At 59.3% G+C, this 15,818-nt stretch carries 11 protein-coding genes and 3 pseudogenes; 5 read left to right on the top strand and 9 right to left on the bottom strand.

What is annotated here, in order from left to right; all coding sequences use genetic code 11:
* The 4 genes and pseudogenes from E3T27_RS16685 to E3T27_RS15930 form a co-directional block, all read left to right on the top strand.
* Positions 1-235 (top strand): annotated as a pseudogene (locus tag E3T27_RS16685) (bacteriorhodopsin-like); the annotation flags it as partial.
* 387 nt (positions 236-622) lie between these two features.
* A complete protein-coding gene (locus E3T27_RS15940; protein WP_134573967.1) occupies positions 623-1,651 on the top strand; it encodes an NAD(P)-dependent alcohol dehydrogenase in 1,029 nt (342 codons plus the stop codon).
* A gap of 54 nt (positions 1,652-1,705) precedes the next feature.
* Positions 1,706-2,299: a hypothetical protein gene (locus E3T27_RS15935; RefSeq protein ID WP_174722239.1), complete on the top strand. Its 594-nt coding sequence runs from the start codon at positions 1,706-1,708 to the stop codon at positions 2,297-2,299.
* Positions 2,296-3,861, top strand: a complete 1,566-nt coding sequence (locus E3T27_RS15930; protein WP_104195971.1) for a GMC family oxidoreductase — start codon at positions 2,296-2,298, stop codon at positions 3,859-3,861. The genes E3T27_RS15935 and E3T27_RS15930 overlap by 4 nt, the downstream gene beginning before the upstream one ends.
* A 93-nt stretch (positions 3,862-3,954) precedes the next feature.
* Here the strand turns inward: E3T27_RS15930 and E3T27_RS17430 are convergent.
* The 9 genes and pseudogenes from E3T27_RS17430 to E3T27_RS15885 form a co-directional block, all read right to left on the bottom strand.
* A pseudogene (locus E3T27_RS17430) lies at positions 3,955-4,082 on the bottom strand (transposase); the annotation flags it as partial.
* Entirely contained in the window at positions 4,081-5,076 is a 996-nt protein-coding gene (gene dhaK, locus E3T27_RS15925; protein ID WP_134573965.1) for a dihydroxyacetone kinase subunit DhaK, read from the bottom strand. The pseudogene E3T27_RS17430 and the gene dhaK, both read right to left, overlap by 2 nt.
* Before the next feature lie 66 nt (positions 5,077-5,142).
* On the bottom strand, positions 5,143-5,781 hold the full coding sequence (gene dhaL / locus E3T27_RS15920) for a dihydroxyacetone kinase subunit DhaL (RefSeq protein WP_134573963.1): 639 nt from the start codon (positions 5,779-5,781) through the stop codon (positions 5,143-5,145).
* Entirely contained in the window at positions 5,778-6,578 is an 801-nt protein-coding gene (locus E3T27_RS15915; RefSeq protein ID WP_104195968.1) for an HAD-IA family hydrolase, read from the bottom strand. The genes dhaL and E3T27_RS15915 overlap by 4 nt, the downstream gene beginning before the upstream one ends.
* A 5-nt stretch (positions 6,579-6,583) precedes the next feature.
* Complete coding sequence (locus E3T27_RS15910) at positions 6,584-7,429, bottom strand: class II fructose-bisphosphate aldolase (RefSeq protein WP_233200542.1); 846 nt, start codon at positions 7,427-7,429, stop codon at positions 6,584-6,586.
* 108 nt (positions 7,430-7,537) lie between these two features.
* A complete protein-coding gene (locus E3T27_RS15905) occupies positions 7,538-9,394 on the bottom strand; it encodes a LuxR C-terminal-related transcriptional regulator (RefSeq protein ID WP_166786249.1) in 1,857 nt (618 codons plus the stop codon).
* Positions 9,395-10,098: 704 nt separating this feature from the next.
* Positions 10,099-11,247 (bottom strand): glycerol dehydrogenase, encoded by a 1,149-nt coding sequence (locus E3T27_RS15895; RefSeq protein WP_104195965.1) that lies wholly within the window; start codon positions 11,245-11,247, stop codon positions 10,099-10,101.
* Between the two features lie 561 nt (positions 11,248-11,808).
* The gene (locus E3T27_RS15890; protein WP_166786248.1) at positions 11,809-12,885 is read right to left on the bottom strand and encodes a ThuA domain-containing protein; all 1,077 of its coding nucleotides are present in this window, start codon (positions 12,883-12,885) and stop codon (positions 11,809-11,811) included.
* A 422-nt stretch (positions 12,886-13,307) separates the two neighbouring features.
* Positions 13,308-14,323: pseudogene (locus tag E3T27_RS15885) on the bottom strand (IS256 family transposase).
* Between the two features lie 190 nt (positions 14,324-14,513).
* On the opposite strand from E3T27_RS15885, the gene E3T27_RS15880 reads away from it, so the two are divergent.
* Positions 14,514-15,818 carry an ABC transporter substrate-binding protein gene (locus E3T27_RS15880; RefSeq protein WP_166786247.1) on the top strand — a complete coding sequence of 435 codons (1,305 nt, stop codon included), beginning with the start codon at positions 14,514-14,516 and terminating at the stop codon, positions 15,816-15,818.

The following is a 15,818-nucleotide window of genomic DNA, read 5'->3' as shown; positions in this document are numbered from 1 at the left end:
GGGCGTCTACCCCATCGCCTACCTACTCCCCGGCATCGGCATCGACGGATCCGACGCCTGGGTCGGCCTACAAATCGGCTACTCCGTCGCCGACATCCTCGCCAAATGCTTCTACGGCCTCATCATCTACCGCATCGCACGCATGAAATCATTCGCAGACGACCAAACCTTCGCCGACTCCGAACTATCCCTCGAAGACGCAACAAACCTCAAACGATCCACCATCAAGGACTAGTCCACGGAGAGGTACCCATCGCAGGGACTGCACTGCTGAATCTTGGTCGTGCGGTCCCACTGTGAAAATTTGGGGTACAACACGACCACGTATCGCCCGGAAGCTCATACCACCCCGAGAAACCGGCGCAGTAATAGCCCTGCTTTCTGTCAGCATTAAAGACTGTTATACAGTCCTGTATTCCCGGGCTTGCGCAATACTGACCCCGCTCTTTACCGGCGCGGGCCATCGGCTCGACGGGACCGCAGCGCGGTTGACGGATTCGCTGGAATCAATTTGAACGATGCATTCTCACTCTGTGATAACCGGCGTGGTGTGGCGTCTTGAGGTGTTCCAAACTGAAGCGCAGCACGGGTGTAGCTTGTGTGATCTCACTGAGGAGAAATTGTGAAGGCTGTTCGTCTGCACCGTTACGGGGAAAATCCGAAGATCGAGGAGGCGGCCGAGCCCAATCTGATCGGGCCGTGGGACGTCATTGTTGATGTTGGTGCTGCTGGTTTGTGCCGCACGGATCTTCACATTATTGAAGGGCAGTGGGATCCCATCCAGCACCCGCACCTGCCGTATACATTGGGGCACGAGAACGCGGGATGGATTCGCGAAATCGGCAGTGCGGTGCATAACGTGAAACCGGGTGACACGGTGATCATGCATCCGCTGACTAGTTGTGGTCTGTGCCCGGCCTGCAGAGTGGGCCAGGACTCGCACTGTGAAAACGCGAGTTTTCCGGGAATCAACGCGAATGGCGGCATGGCTCAGCAGCTTCTGACCAATGCACGGGCGGTTGTTCGGTTGGACGCCGGGCTGCAACCGAAAGACGTAGCCGCGCTGGCTGATGCAGGTCTGACCGCGTACCACGCGGTGCGTAAGGCTGCAGATGTTTTATTTCCTGGAACCCACGCGGTCGTGGTCGGTGCCGGTGGTCTCGGACATATTGGAATTCAGGCGCTCGCGGCAATTACGAGTGCGACGATAACGGTCGTCGACCCCAGTGAGGCTGCTCTCGAGCTCGCTGCGAAACTCGGTGCGCACCACACGGTTCTGTCAACGACCGACGATGACGTCGCGAAGAAGGTTCTCGAGATCACGGATGGAGGAGCGCACGTTCTGTTCGACTTCGTCGGAGAGCACGGTGCGGAGTTGCTCGCTCCGCGTCTTCTGCGTAATCGTGGATCGCATTACGTGATCGGTTACGGTGGCGCGGTCAATATCCCCACTATTGAGATTATTTCGCGTGAAATCAACGTCATCGGAAACTTGGTCGGAACCTACAACGACCTCGTCGAGCTCATGACACTCACGGCTCAAGGCAAGGTCACGCTGCACACTGCTGTTTATCCCTTGGACGCAGCTCTTGACGCGATCGCAGATTTGACTGCCGGACGGATCATCGGTCGCGGAATTCTCATCCCCTAAGACACCAACACGAACTCCCCCCGAGACGACAGCTGTGAGCAAAGGAGCTCAATAATGGCTTTTCCCGCCAAGTATCCACAAATGAATGCGACGGAATTGACTGATGAAGCGCGGAGCGTGCTCATCCGGGTTATTCGGGTTGCGTTTCCTCACCCGTCATTTCCCGATGCTCCCTATGAACGGACGGCAGACACGATCTTGCGGGAGGCCGAGAACTCAACCTGGTTTCGCGTCGCGCTCACGCAGGGGCTCCTCACTCTGGGCCACCTGGCCGGAGGCGATTTCCGCGATCTGAACGACGAAGACGGCACCAAGGTTTTGCGCCGAATCGAGACCACGGAGTTTTTTGGCTTTATCAGGCGCACGACCGTGCTGAATCTGTATGACAACGAGGACGTCTGGGAGATCCTCGGCTACGAAGGACCAAGCTTCGACAAAGGTGGATACATCGACCGTGGCTTCAACGACCTTGATTGGCTTCCCGAAGCGCGGATCGAAAGCTACGACGGGCCGGAGCAACTCATCGAAATTGCCACAAACGCGTCGGTGGCAAAAATACGCGGCGGCGAAAACACGCCCGCGATAGAGCGTGATACCAGCAATCAACCCGGTAAACGCGACGCAACCATGATGGAGATGACGAAGTGAGCAATATCGAGCATGATGAGGCAGCGATCGTCATTATCGGATCAGGAGCTGGGGGTGGAACGCTTGCTTACGAATTGACGGCGAAAGGTCTTCCGGTTGTAGTTCTGGAGGCGGGTCCGTACCTGCGCAACGAGGACTACGTCAACGACGAGTGGGAGGCCTTCAACCAGATGGCCTGGCTTGACCCGCGAACCACCTCCGGCTCTTGGCGAATTGCTCGCGATTTCCCCAACCTTCCGACATGGATTGTGAAGGCGGTCGGTGGCACGACAACGCATTGGTCCGGTGCGACACCGCGATTCAAAGCTCACGAATTCGCTGCGCGAAGTACCTACGGTCGAATCGACGGTGCCAATCTCCTCGACTGGCCGATCACTCTGGCCGAGCTCGCGCCGTACTACGACAAAGCCGAAGTCGCGATGGGATCGACGCACGTGCACGGTCGCAAGCCGCTACCTGCGAATAACAATTACACGGTCTTCGCAAACGGCGCCGAACGGCTGGGATACAAGTTTTATTCGACCGGCCCGTATGCGACGAACGCTGAGGAGTACGACGGTCGTCCGGCATCCATTCAGGACGGCTTCAACTTTCAGGGTGATAAGAACACGTCGAAATGGTCGACGCTGGTGCGCGAAATCCCTCGTGCAGAAGCAACGGGGTTGCTTGACCTACGACCCGAGAGCCATGCGGTGCAGATCACCCACGATGCTTCGGGACGAGCAGACGCCGTACTTTATCTGGACAAAGACGGCAACTTGCAACGGCAGGCCGCCCGACTCGTCGCAGTCGCTGCGAACTCTATAGAAACGCCCCGGCTTTTGCTTCAGTCGGCCAGCCCGATGTTCCCCGATGGCTTGGCCAATTCCTCCGGCCAAGTCGGCCGCAATTACATGCGACACACCACCGGTTCGGTCTACGCCAGGTTCAGCGATCCAGTACGGATGCACCGCGGTGAAACCATGGCCGGAGTGATCGCGGACGAGTCCGGGCATGACCCCGATCGAGGCTTTGCTGGTGGCTACTTTTTGGAGACAATTTCACTGGGGCCAGCCTTCTTGGCCAGCTTCAGCGATCCCGGGGCGTGGGGGCGTGAATTCACCGAAATTCTCGAAGCGTATGCCAACACGGCCGGGCTCTGGATCGTCGGCGAAGACCTGCCACAGGAAAGTAACCGAGTCACTCTGAACACGACGGTGTCTGACAAGAATGGCCTTCCCGTACCCAACGTGCACTTCGACGACCATACCAACGACATTGCCATGCGGGAGCACGGATACGCGCAAGCGGAACTGCTGTATGAGGCTGTTGGTTCGGTCGGTGCGCAGCGCACTCCCCCGTATCCGTCTACACACAATATGGGCACCTCCCGAATGAGTGCGCGGTCCGAAGATGGTGTCGTTGATAAGTGGGGACGTGCCCACGACGTACCCAACCTGTTCATCAGCGATGGGTCCGTGTTCACCACCAGCGCGGCCGCCAATCCCACGCTCACGATCGTGGCGCTGGCCATCCGACAGGCCGAGTACATCGCGGATCAACTAAAAATAGGAGGAATTTGAGCTAGGCCAGACGGCCAGATCCGTGTGACGCGGATCGACTCTGCCCCAAGCCGTCCATTCATCTCCCCACACAACACACACGATTAAGGAAGTACGCCGTCGTTTCGGCACCTTCACCGGAGGGAACGTGCCGTCCCGGTCACGGGGCACCTGAATAATCACCACCCCGTCGTGGGACTGATCACCGCTTTGGTGCCAGTCCCACCGCGCACGTTCGAGTCAGAAAACGCGGATCGGGATCTCGGCCGGTGCTGCGAGCAGCGACTCGATTTCCTCATCGAGCTTGACGAGGGTGATTGACGCGCCCGCCATGTCCAGCGACGTGCAGTACTCACCGACGTAGTTACGGCCGACGGTGATGCCCGCGCTGACTAGTTTCTCGTGTGCCAGGCCGTACAGCAGGTATAGCTCGCTGATCGGCGTGCCACCGAGGCCGTTCACCATGAGCGCGACACGATCGCCGGACGCGAACGGTAAGTCCGTGATGACGGCTCCGAGAATGTCATCCACGATTTCGTCTGCCGAGACGAGCTTGCCGCGCCTGCGCCCGGGCTCACCGTGAATGCCGATACCGATTTCGATCTCGTCTGGCCCGAGATCGAAAAGGGGTGACCCTTTCGCGGGCGGGGTGCAGGCCGTCAGTGCGACACCCATCGTACGCGTAACCGAGTTGACCTTCTCACCGATCCGGATGATTTCATCAAGGTCGGCGCCGGCTTCCGCGGCCGCGCCTACTGCCTTCATCACGAAAAAATTGCCGGCGACGCCGCGGCGACCGATCGTGTACAGCGAGTCCTCCACCGCGACGTCGTCGTCGATGAAGAGCATCTCGACTCTGATACCGTCGGCGCGTGCCATTTCCTGCGCCATCTCGAATGCCATTCGGTCTCCGGTGTAATTGTTGACGAGCAGTAGCACTCCCTTCGGCGAGGCGAGCAGTTTCGTCGTCTCGTACACGTAATCGACGGGAGGGGCAGCGAAGACATCTCCGGGGCAAGCAGCGTCGAGCATTCCCCTCCCAACAGTCATGACGTGGGCGGGTTCGTGGCCTGATCCAGAACCCTGAATGATGGTCACCTTGTCTGCGTTGGGTGCATCGGCACGGTGGATGAGGTTGTACTCCGGGACGTACTTCAGCGTGTCCGGATTTGCGAGGGCGAGGCCCTTGAGCATTTCCGGCACGAAATTCTTGGGATCGTTGATGAACTTCTTCATGGTTTCTCCACGTCTTTGTGATGCTGAATGGGCTTCGGGTACGGGTAGGGCAGAGGGGCCTATGGGTTAGCGGGCACGCGATTGTACGGTGAGTCGCTCGAGGATGACGGCTATGGCGACCGCACCGGCATCGGGCGAGCCGATACTGCGCTCACCGGTGTAACTGGCGCGTCCGCGTCTTGCCTGAAGAGAGCTGGTTGCGTCTGCTGCAACACGTGCGGCTTTCGCTGCCTCGTCAAGTGCTTTTTCGAAAGACGAGCCCTGTGCGACGGCCACCTCAAGAGCGTCAGTCGCCGGAACGAGCGCGTCGAGCAGCGTCTTGTCGCCAACATCAGACTTGCCACGGTCCTTGATGCCCTCGATCGCCGCTCGCAGCATTGCGACCACGTCGGCGCCGCCGACCTCATCGCGACCGCGCACTGCGGTGGAAGCACGCAGGAAGGCGGTGCCCCAGAGGGGGCCGGAGGTACCCCCGATACGGCTCGTGATCGTGTGCGCAATACTCTTGAGAAAAATACTCGAGTCTGTGCGGTCGAAGACGTCCCATTCCTCTAATACTTTCTCGAAACCGCGGGCAAGCGAGTATCCGAAATCGCCGTCTCCGACGACGGAGTCGAGTTCGCAAAACGGGTCTTCGTTTTCAATCGCCGTTTCGGCAATCGATCGGACGACGAATTCAGTGTCGATGATGCTGCGGGTCTTCATTGTGCCTCCTGAGGTTTGGCGTGAGGGAGCGCTGCCATGCGGGCGAGATCGCCCAGCTGAATGAACGACCTTGGGTTGATGTCATACGGGTCTGCGATTACCTGGGTCATCTCGCCGGGATTCGGGTCACCAAGTGAAGAGACCACGAGGGCGGCGGCGGAGAAGTCCTCGCTAGCGGTGTAGCTACTCACCGTCACGACGGTTCGCAGACCAGCCGTCGTCGCTGAGCGCAAGCCGTTTTCGCTATCCTCGACAACGATCGCATCATCTGGCGATATTCCAAGCACAGAGAGCGCGTGCAGATAGATGTCCGGTGCCGGCTTTTTCTTCGCCACGATGTCGCCTGCAAAAACTGCGAAACGTGATGCTTGCTCGAGACCGACGGCGTGGGTAAGAACCGCCCGAACGGATGGCTCCGCCGATGTAGACGCGACCGCGAGGGTCCATCCTGCCGCACTCGCCTCCCGCACGATTCGATCGATACCGGGTCGCGCTGGCACAACACCACCCTCGATCAGATCCGTGTAGATCTCGGTTTTCCGGCGATGCCATGACGCTATGAGAGCAGTACGTGCCGTCGGGTCGTCGGGGATTTCGATCAGTTCAGCAAACTCGGGTGTGATCAAACTCATCAACCGCTCCTTGCCTCCACTAATTCTCACCTTGTCGGCATAGTCCTCGATGCTCCACTGCACGGGCAGCCCAAATTCGCGAAAGGTTTGGTTGAAGGCGGGCAGGTGACCGTACTGCTCCGTGTCGGCGAGTACGCCATCGCAGTCGAAGATCAGAGCAGGCATCGCTTTCACCACGCCTTATTAGCGCTACCGAATTGACCTGCCAGATTGACGACGAGGTGCACGATGTCGGCCCGAGTGTGGGCAAAAAGCGACGGTGGATCCCATTTGTCGTTTTTCTGTGCCTCAGTGAGGAAGGTGAGGCTTGACTTCATGAAGGTTTCCTTGAGGGAGGTCGATATGTTGACCTTCGCGCAACCGCGCGCGATCAGGTCACTGAACTGCTCGGAGGTCAGGCCGCTCCCGCCGTGTAATGCGATCGGGATTGGATGGCGCTCCACAATGTCAGTGACCCGGTCGAAGTCGAGTACGGGTGTGGCCTTGTACGTTCCGTGCGCATTACCAATCGATGGGGCAAAGACGTCAACACCAGTCGCCTCAATAAAACGCAGCGAGACTTCAAGCGATTGTCGCGCCGTTTCCTGGTCGGATCCGTGGTCGTCTTCCACACCCGTAATGGCCTCGATCTCGCCCTCGACGTGAGCGCCGTAGAGCCGGGCCTCTTTCACGACTTCGATGGTCTGCCGCTGATTCTCTTCGACCGGTAGTGCGGAGGCGTCAAAAAGCACCGAGTTCCACCCCTGCTTGAGGCACTCTGTCACGACGGCGCGATCCGGGCAGTGGTCTAGGTGCAACGAGACCGGCACCTCTATTCCCTCGGTCAATGACCGCCAGAGACTAGCAAACACGCCACTCCCGATGCTCCGCACGGTCTTCACTGAAGTTTGAACAATCAGTGGGGATCTTGCCTCTACGGCCCCAGCAAGCACCGCTTCCAACGTTAAATCGTTGAAGACATTTATGGCAGGGACACCGTAGCGGTCGCTGAATGCGCGATCGACGATATCTTTCATTGGCACGACACTCACAGCAACCTCCGTGTTTGGGTATCTTTACGGTAGGGCAGGTGGTACGACTCGAACCATACAGGATTTCCCCGCCTTTTCGGGGTGGGGAATTCTCTAACGCTCGGCGATCACGCCTACCGAACTGTGTTCCCGGTTCATGTGGACGAGCATCGTGCGATTGTGCGCCCCGGTTTTTCGGAGCAATGATCCGACGTGCTTTTCGACCGTCTTAACCGAAATGAACAACGCGCTGGCGATCTGCTTATCTGCCATGCCCCGCTCGACGAGTGGGCGCACCTGACGCTCCCGTGGGGTGAGAGTTTCATCGTCGGATGCATGGGCGGAGAAACCGGTGAGGTGGTCGAGAATATCGTTCTGAAGCAGCGCTTCGCCACGACACGCGGCAATGATCACGCGTGAGATCGTTGCCGCATCGGACTTGAGGCTGAGGAATCCGCGGACGTTTGCTTGCGTCGCTGAACGAATCTGGTCAACGGTCGGGTTTTCTGTGAGGACAACGATTGTGGCGTTTTGGTCAAACTCACGTATCTTCGCGAGCGTGCCGAATAGTTCCCCGTTGAGCACCCGTAGGTCGACAATGAGCACGTCCGGACGAAGCATCTCATAGGCATCGACCAGTTGACGCCCCGAGCTCAACTCCGCGGTGACCTGGATTGCAGGTTCGCTCAGATTCAGGAGCCGAACGAGTCCGGCACTGATAATCGGTTGGTCGTTCGCGATGAGAACCTTCCAGCGCGGCTGCGGGACGCTTTCGCCGGTTCCGGAAATATACGGGATAGTCGCTTTGATCTTCGTTCCCCATCCCGGAGTCGTATCGATGTCGAGCTCACCATCGAGGTGACTTGCGCGCGACATCATCCCGTGGAGCCCGAGGCAGCCGGAAGACAATGACGAGAAGTGCCCGCCGTGTGCCTCGGCGAGGTCAAAACCCCGACCGTCGTCATCGATTAAAACTGACAGCACCTGAGTGTCGTAGACGAGTCCGACCCGAGCGCTTCCGGCACTTGCATGCGAGACAACGTTGCTGAGGGCTTCTTGAACGATCTTGAATGCCTGGTGTGCGATCTCTGGCGCGAGAGGGCGCGGTGTGCCGACGATAACGAATCCAGTCGTCGTCAAACACATGGACTCCACCCAGGCCAGCTCTGTGCCGATCGCTGCCTCGAGGGTTCGACCCTCCAGTGATGCCGGGCCAAGTCCGAGTGCCGTACGGCGCGTCTCGGTCAAGGCGTCATGGGCGACCGTGCGGGCACTGCTGATGAATATTGCGGCAGGTTCGCCGTTGCGGTTCGCCCTGTCTGCCTCGTCGAGGTGCAGAAGCAACGATGCGAGCGACCTCCCGACTGTCTCGTGGACGTCCCGTACGGCCCGCTCTCGTTCTGCAGCCACGGCAGCCTCGCGAGTGCGGTCAGCAGCCTTCGCGTACAGTGTTGAATTCGCGAGCGCAATCGCCGCGTGGTGCGCGAAGAGTTCGACGAGTTTGGCATCTGTCGTCGTGAACACACGCCCAGGAGTGGCGCTGAAGATGACGCACGTTCCAATGATGCTGTCATCCCATTGAATAGGGACGCCGATGACAGCGCAGTGCAACCGTGGGTCATCCGGTGCAATGTGGCCAGCCCGCAGTACCGATGCGTACTCATCGAGGATGACAGTTCCACGACTATGGACGACTTCGCCAGTGACTCCCTCGTCGAGCGAAAATGTCTGCCCTTCGTGACAGCCGACCCCGAGGTCCACTTTTTTGGTGTACATTCCGCTGGCTTCGTCAACCAGCGAGATCGAGCCGCTCTCACAACCAAGGAGTGCGATCGCGTGACCCAGGATGCGCTCGAGGAGCGGCGCCAACTCGAAGCGTCCCGCAAGGTCGCGGGCGAGATCTGTCACGGTGTCGAGTTGTTCGCGCAACTCGGTTGAAGACTCGATTACGAGGTCCTCTGAAGCGTGCACATTACGTCCTCTCTGACGAAGGGCAAACAGCCGGACTAGTTTCGAGGACAACGTGCGTCACCGCTCTTGCATAGCTAAGCCAGTACCCAGTAAATCATGTTCGATGCTGGTTTTCCCTACGTCTTTTCCCTCGGCCTTTTCCCTACGTCGACGTCTGGGAACTCCTCCTGGTCTGGGCGCGGGGCGCATGGTTGCCAAGAAAGACTCGGTCGAGGCTCTTGTCGGCGAGCGTGGAGGCTTTGCCTGCGCGTTGCACCACGGTGACGTGGCACGACATTCAAGAAGAGACGGAACGTGGCAGGTGATGCGCAGTGGCCCACATCGGAATTCTGACCAGCGGAGATGACTGTCCCGGTGTGAACGCTGTCATCCGTACGTGCGCACTGTGCGATATCCGCCGAAACCGAAGGCGCTCAAAGACGTACTCACGCACTCGGCGAATGTCGCCCGCGGGTTGCGTACTTTTCGCAGGGCGGCCGCGTCAGGCCCGGAGGGTGATGGTCCCCTGGCAAAGCCGAGGGATGAGCCAAGGGGCGGTTTCGAGAGACACCCTCGGTTCAATCAGGAGAGCCTCCGAACACCGCTTTCTAACCAATGAGGGGAGGTCGTCCGCATGGACCGGCCGATGAACGTGGCGGAGGGGTATCCGCTGACCCGTGGCCGGTGGATACCCCTCCGCTGTGATGCCGAGTTATGTCATGCGCCTAGTGATGGGCCACGTACTTGACGGGTTCAGGCAAGCCTGCCTCTGCACGGATCTGACGCGACAGTCGCTCGACCGAGATAAGCGCGTACACGACGCTCTCCGCCGTGACCTCGAACGACATGTTGTGAATGGTCTCGCCTTCTGCCGTGGCCGCTTCGGCGACGATGCGCAGTGTTTCCGCGTCGTCAACATCGATACCAACCTCAGTCAGGGTGGTCGGCAGTCCGACGCGGGTTGTGAACTCCACAAACGCCCGAATGTCGGCGAACGGTGCGCCCTCAAGGACGAGCTGCGTCACCGACCCAACATTCACCTTGTAGCCGTGCTGAACGCCCCTGGTTTGCGGTACGGCAGTGAGACCGTTGTGGATCGCGTGCGCTGCCGCCAGACCGCCGGACTCAAACCCGAGACCGGAGAGCAACGTGTTCGCCTCGATGACCTTCTCAAGAGCCGGTGTGACGACGTGATCGCGCACTGCGGCGATAGCCGGAATAGCGTTCTCCCACAAGACATCCCACGATAGGCGTGCGAGCGCCGTGCCGGTGAGGGTGGGAAGGTCTCCCGCGATCGTGTCGGAGAAAGACCCTGCGACAGCCTTCGCCTCGAGCCAGGTAGCGAGCGCATCACCGACGCCAGCGATAAGGAACTCAGCCGGGGCGTTCGCGACGATCTGCGTGTCCACGAGCACCAGGTCAGGGTTGCGAGGAAAGTAGAGATACTCAAGGAATGCGTGGTCCTCGGTGTAGATGACACCCAACGTCGAAGTCGGCGCGTCGACCGATGCTGTGGTCGGCACGGTCACCCAACGGATACCAGCGCTATGGCCAGCGGCCTTGGCCGTATCGTGGGTGCTTCCCCCACCGACAGAAACGGCGATGTCCGCATTGTGCTTCTTGAGGAGCTCTACGAAGCGCCCGATTTCCTTCGGGTGCGGAATACCGTTGAATTTCTCGCGGATAACGGGCAGTTTGGCGGCCTTCAGGCTGGCCGTGACGTCATCCTCAACGATATTCCAGACCATGTCGTCGCAAATCATGAGTGGACGTTTTCCGATTTGGGCAAGTTCCTCACCCAACCTCGATATTGCGCCCTTGCCCTGAACGTACCGACCTGGGCTGATAAATGTTTGCACGGTGCTTTGCGCCATAACAACAATCTCCTTTGATTTAATACTTCAGGTAGCGATTGGCGACCTTTAGCCGACGCTATGGCCGGCGCCACACCCGGAACAAGGGGGAATTCCTCGTTGTACGTGGGGAGTTTCCCCCGTCACCCCCCACGTGAGCCGCTGGCCCTTACGCGATCCTGAATTCTTCTCGAAGGTCACGTTCCATTGAGTGGATGCTCCTGTTGGTGTCCAGCGACTTTCTGCGCCGCACGTCTGGGCTCTCAGCCGATTGAACCTTGTGAAACTTATATCGCCGTCCCATTCACGCGGGATTCCCGGATGACCTGCCCGGACGCTAGAGCCCCCAAGGTGCGGCGGATTCCAGTGGTCGACGCGACAACGATTTGTGACTCTGGCCGTCTTCCAACCTACGGGTTTCGACACAGTAAGGTTTCGAGACACCGAGTGCCTTCTGGCTCAGTCGACGGCGCCGGACAGCGCCCGGAGATCGATCACGCCTTCTATCGACAGGGCATGACCGATCATGGAGCACTTTTGTGCGCTCGTGAGAACTCGAGATCGAGCCACCGCGGCATGGGCTCAGGAGCGCAAGCCCTCCTGCCACGTGATGAGGTCACCGAGCTTCGACACCAGGACGTCGTCGTGGAGTCCGTGCGCCTTGGCCCGCGCCTTGTGCAGCGTGGCGGTCGCGACAGCATGGTCGCCCGCGTCCGCCGCAATCTCCGCGTCGTCGAGGTAGGCCTCCAGCTGAGCGGAGAGCTGCGCGTACTTCATAGAGCCGTCCTTCACTCCCGCCAGAACTGCCTCGACCTCACCAAAAGTGACACAGTCGCCGCCACCGATGACGACACCGGCGGTCCATTCGATGCCGCCGAGAATATGAGCGAGGAACAGCGGATCGGAATAGTTCGCGTCGATGTGCCCAGCGCCTTCGTACCAGGAGCGACCGCCCTCGAAGTTCTGGCACCACGCGAGGGGGTGGTCGGCCCCCATCGCGCCACTGCCCGGGTTGTACGTCGACTCGTCGAGAGTGATCAGCACGTGCACGTCTTCGCGGGGATTGGTCGTGAAGTTGTACCACTCGTCGAAGCGCACCCATTCAGCCGGCAGCATCGCGGTCGACGGATGAGTCGGGCTCTCGACGCGCATCGTAGCTGTCTGTTGTGCGGGGTGGCTGCGGAAGCGGGCGCCGCCTCCGGTGAGATCGCTGTACCAGGGCACCGTGTGCATCGAATCTGTCGCTGCGTGCAGACCGACAAAACCACCACCGCCTCGAATGTATCCCTGGAATGCCGACAACTCGACGTCATCGAGGAGCCGCGGACGGACCGGGTCAAGGTCGTTCGTACCGTCCACTGGTGAGGCAAAGATGATGGTCGCGTACTGCGAAAGATCGTCGGCTGTGGTGAACGGAGTGGTGGAAAGAGTTCGGGTCGTCTGGCGCGGATCCCAGACGTCCACGGTGAACCCGTTCTCCTGACCAAGCTGAATGACTGCGAGCGTCGTGTCATCGATGTGCGAGTGTCTGTACCCGAGGGTGTCGCCGACGACCAGCACCTTGTACTCGTCGTCGGCATATGCCGGAGTAGCGCCGAGGCTGAGCATCAGCCCGACCGCCGCGATCCCGGTCACTAGGCGTTGAACATGCATCTTCATAGGTCTACTCCTCATTGAGTGCAACCTGACATGGTTGCTATCGGCACGCTATGCAATATGTTGCGTACAACTACATATGTCTTCGTCCGATAGCGTATGGGAACCTCAAATCAAATGTCAACGCGATTGCGTCAATATCGCCTCTCCTCCCCGTCAAAAAAGCCGCTTGACACTCGACTAGGAGCGGCAGACCCGCTCGCGGAGCCCTCCTCATCACTCGCGACTTGATCCGTCGCACCAGTCGGTATGCTCACGGCTTGACCATGGAACTGCGCACCGTGTCAGCCGACGACTGGCGAGCCTTGCCGCTAGCCAGTGATATGGGACCACCTGGAGCTGTCGTTGAGCATCACGGACACCTCGATCCGTGTCAAGGGCGACACGCGGGAGTGTCTCGGGATCGGTGTTTCCGGCGTTTTTCATTAGTAGGATTCTGCGTTCGGCCAGCGGCTACGGGCGAACGCGTTGAGAGCTGGTTTCCACCTCGTCGTCCATCGAGCTCGGCCCACTCCCGTGGGGTCAAGGCTCTGCGTGACCAGATACAAGCATTTTAGAGCGGCTTGCTCGGTGGGGAAATGTCCTCGAGCCCGGACCGCCCGCCGATACCGGGCGTTGAGCGACTCGATCGCATGGGTGGAGCAGATCACCTGGTGAATCTCGGGATCGTAGGACAGGAACGGGGTGAACTCTTCCCACGCCGACTCCCACAACCGGACGATCGCACCGTATTCCTTACCCCAGATCTCGGTCAGATCATCCAACGCTGCCCGCGCCGCGTCGACGGTCGGAGCGGTGTAGATCGGTTTCACCGCTCGTTTCATCGCATCCCAGTCCTTCTTTGAGGCGAGTTTGAACGTGTTGCGAATCAGATGAATGATGCAGGTCTGCACTATCGTCAGCGGCCACACGTCCCGACGACGTCGGGCAGACCCTTGAAGCTGTCACAGACCAGGAAGAACGTATCGGTGACACCTCGGTTTTTGATGTCCGTCAGCACAGACATCCAGAACTCAGCGCCCTCTCCGCCGGCGCCGGCCCACAGCCCGAGAATGTCCTTATCGCCGTCCGGGGTCACGCCGATGGCCGCGTGGATGGGCCGGTTGGTGACCTGCCCGTCTCGGATCTCCACCACGATCGCATCTATGACGATCGCCGCGTAAACGCTGTCCACTGGGCGTGACTGCCACAACCGCATCTCCTCGATCACCTTGTCCGTGATGCGGGAGATGGTCTCTGTCGATACCTGCGCACCATAAATCTGGTTGAAGTGCGCGCTGATCTCGCCGGTCGTCAGGCCACGAGCATACAAGGACAGCACGATCTCATAGACGCCAGTCAAACGGCGATGTCATTTCGGCACGATCACCGGAGCGAACGCTCCGTCCCTGTCGCGGGGCACCTGCTCCTTGGACAGGCGCACCCATTCCTTCGCGGCCACCGCTTCACGGGTAGGCTCAGGAAACTTGGGCTCGACATTTGGTTCTCCTCCGGGCGCTAACACGCAGTAGTGCGTGACGGCATCGCAATGGTTCGTTCACGACTCCGTTCCCCCTTGTTCACTGGGGGTTCAGACCATGAAGTTATGTTCTTCGAGGTCGAGCACTCGACGATATTGGGGGATTGGCAAAATGAACAACAACCGAGCAGGTAGCCGCGTACTGGCTGCATCCACTGCGGCAATTCTTATAGGTCTCCTTACGGCTTGCGGAAATGGGGCCGGTGAAGCCACCGTCGAAGACTCGGCCTACAACGGTGAGCCAGTGACGATTGACTTCTGGCATGGTTTCACCGGCGGCGGGGCCGTGGAGGCTGTACCTGAGCTGATCGCCAAATTCAACGAGGAACACGAGACCATCACGGTCAAGGAGACCCCGACGCCCTGGGACGACATGAGTTCGAAAATGCCATTGGCAATCAAGTCTGGCGAAGGTCCGGACGTGGCGGTACTTCACGGCGATGACATCGCGACCTACGCCGTACAGGGACAGTTCATTGAGGCCGACGAGATTGTGAATTCGCTAGGCTACGAAGAGGGGGACTTTCCTCCCGGCTTGCTTGAAGCAGGGTCGTACAACGGCTCCCAGTATGCGCTTCCATGGAGCGTGACGCCTCTCGGCATATATGCCAACGTGAATGTGCTGGAGAAAGCGGGCTTGGGCGCCGAGGCTGTCCCCACCGACAACGCGTCCTACATGGAATATCTTGAGGCGCTAAAGGATGCAGGCATCCAAGGCCAGTCACTCGACCCCAACATGTTCACGGGGATGCTGATGTTCAAGACCATGCTCTGGCAGTTTGGCGGAGAGCTGTTCAATGAAGAGGTCACTGAGGCAACCTTCAATTCGGATGCCGGTGTTAAGGCACTCAGCTGGATGGTTGACCTCGTAGACAAAGGTTATGCTCCCAAGGAACTTGCCGGTGGCTTGAACCCGGTTATCGCCGGGGAGAACGCTTACTACTGGACTGGCGTATGGAACACAACAAATCCGACCTTGCAGGAGGTCGACTGGGTGGCCGCTGCTGTTCCTCAGATCGGCGACGAGAAGGCCGTATGGTCGAGCTCAACTCACTGGGTCTTTCCCAAAAACAAAAACCAAAGCCCGAATGAAACAGCGGCAGCTGCGATCTTCGTCCAGTGGATGAATGACCACTCCCTGGACTGGGCAGGCCTTGGTGAGTTGCCCGCACTGAACAGTGTTCGAGAAGACCCGGCTCTGCTCGAACAGTATCCTCGGCTTGAGCCATTCATCGATGAGCTGGAGTATGCCCGCTATGAGTTCTCCGCTCCCGGCACAGTGGCCGCCGAAGCTCCGATCCTGACTGCACTGGGCGAGGCTCTCCGAAGTGAAAAGTCTCCGCAGGAAGCACTGGACGCCGCAGCTGCCGAATCTGGCCAGATCCTAGAACGGAACCGAAGCCAGTACGGTGATTGA

The organism is Cryobacterium lyxosi, from assembly GCF_004403345.1.
In the GTDB taxonomy this organism is placed as follows: domain Bacteria; phylum Actinomycetota; class Actinomycetes; order Actinomycetales; family Microbacteriaceae; genus Cryobacterium; species Cryobacterium lyxosi.
This window is presented reverse-complemented; position numbering and strand designations above follow the sequence as displayed.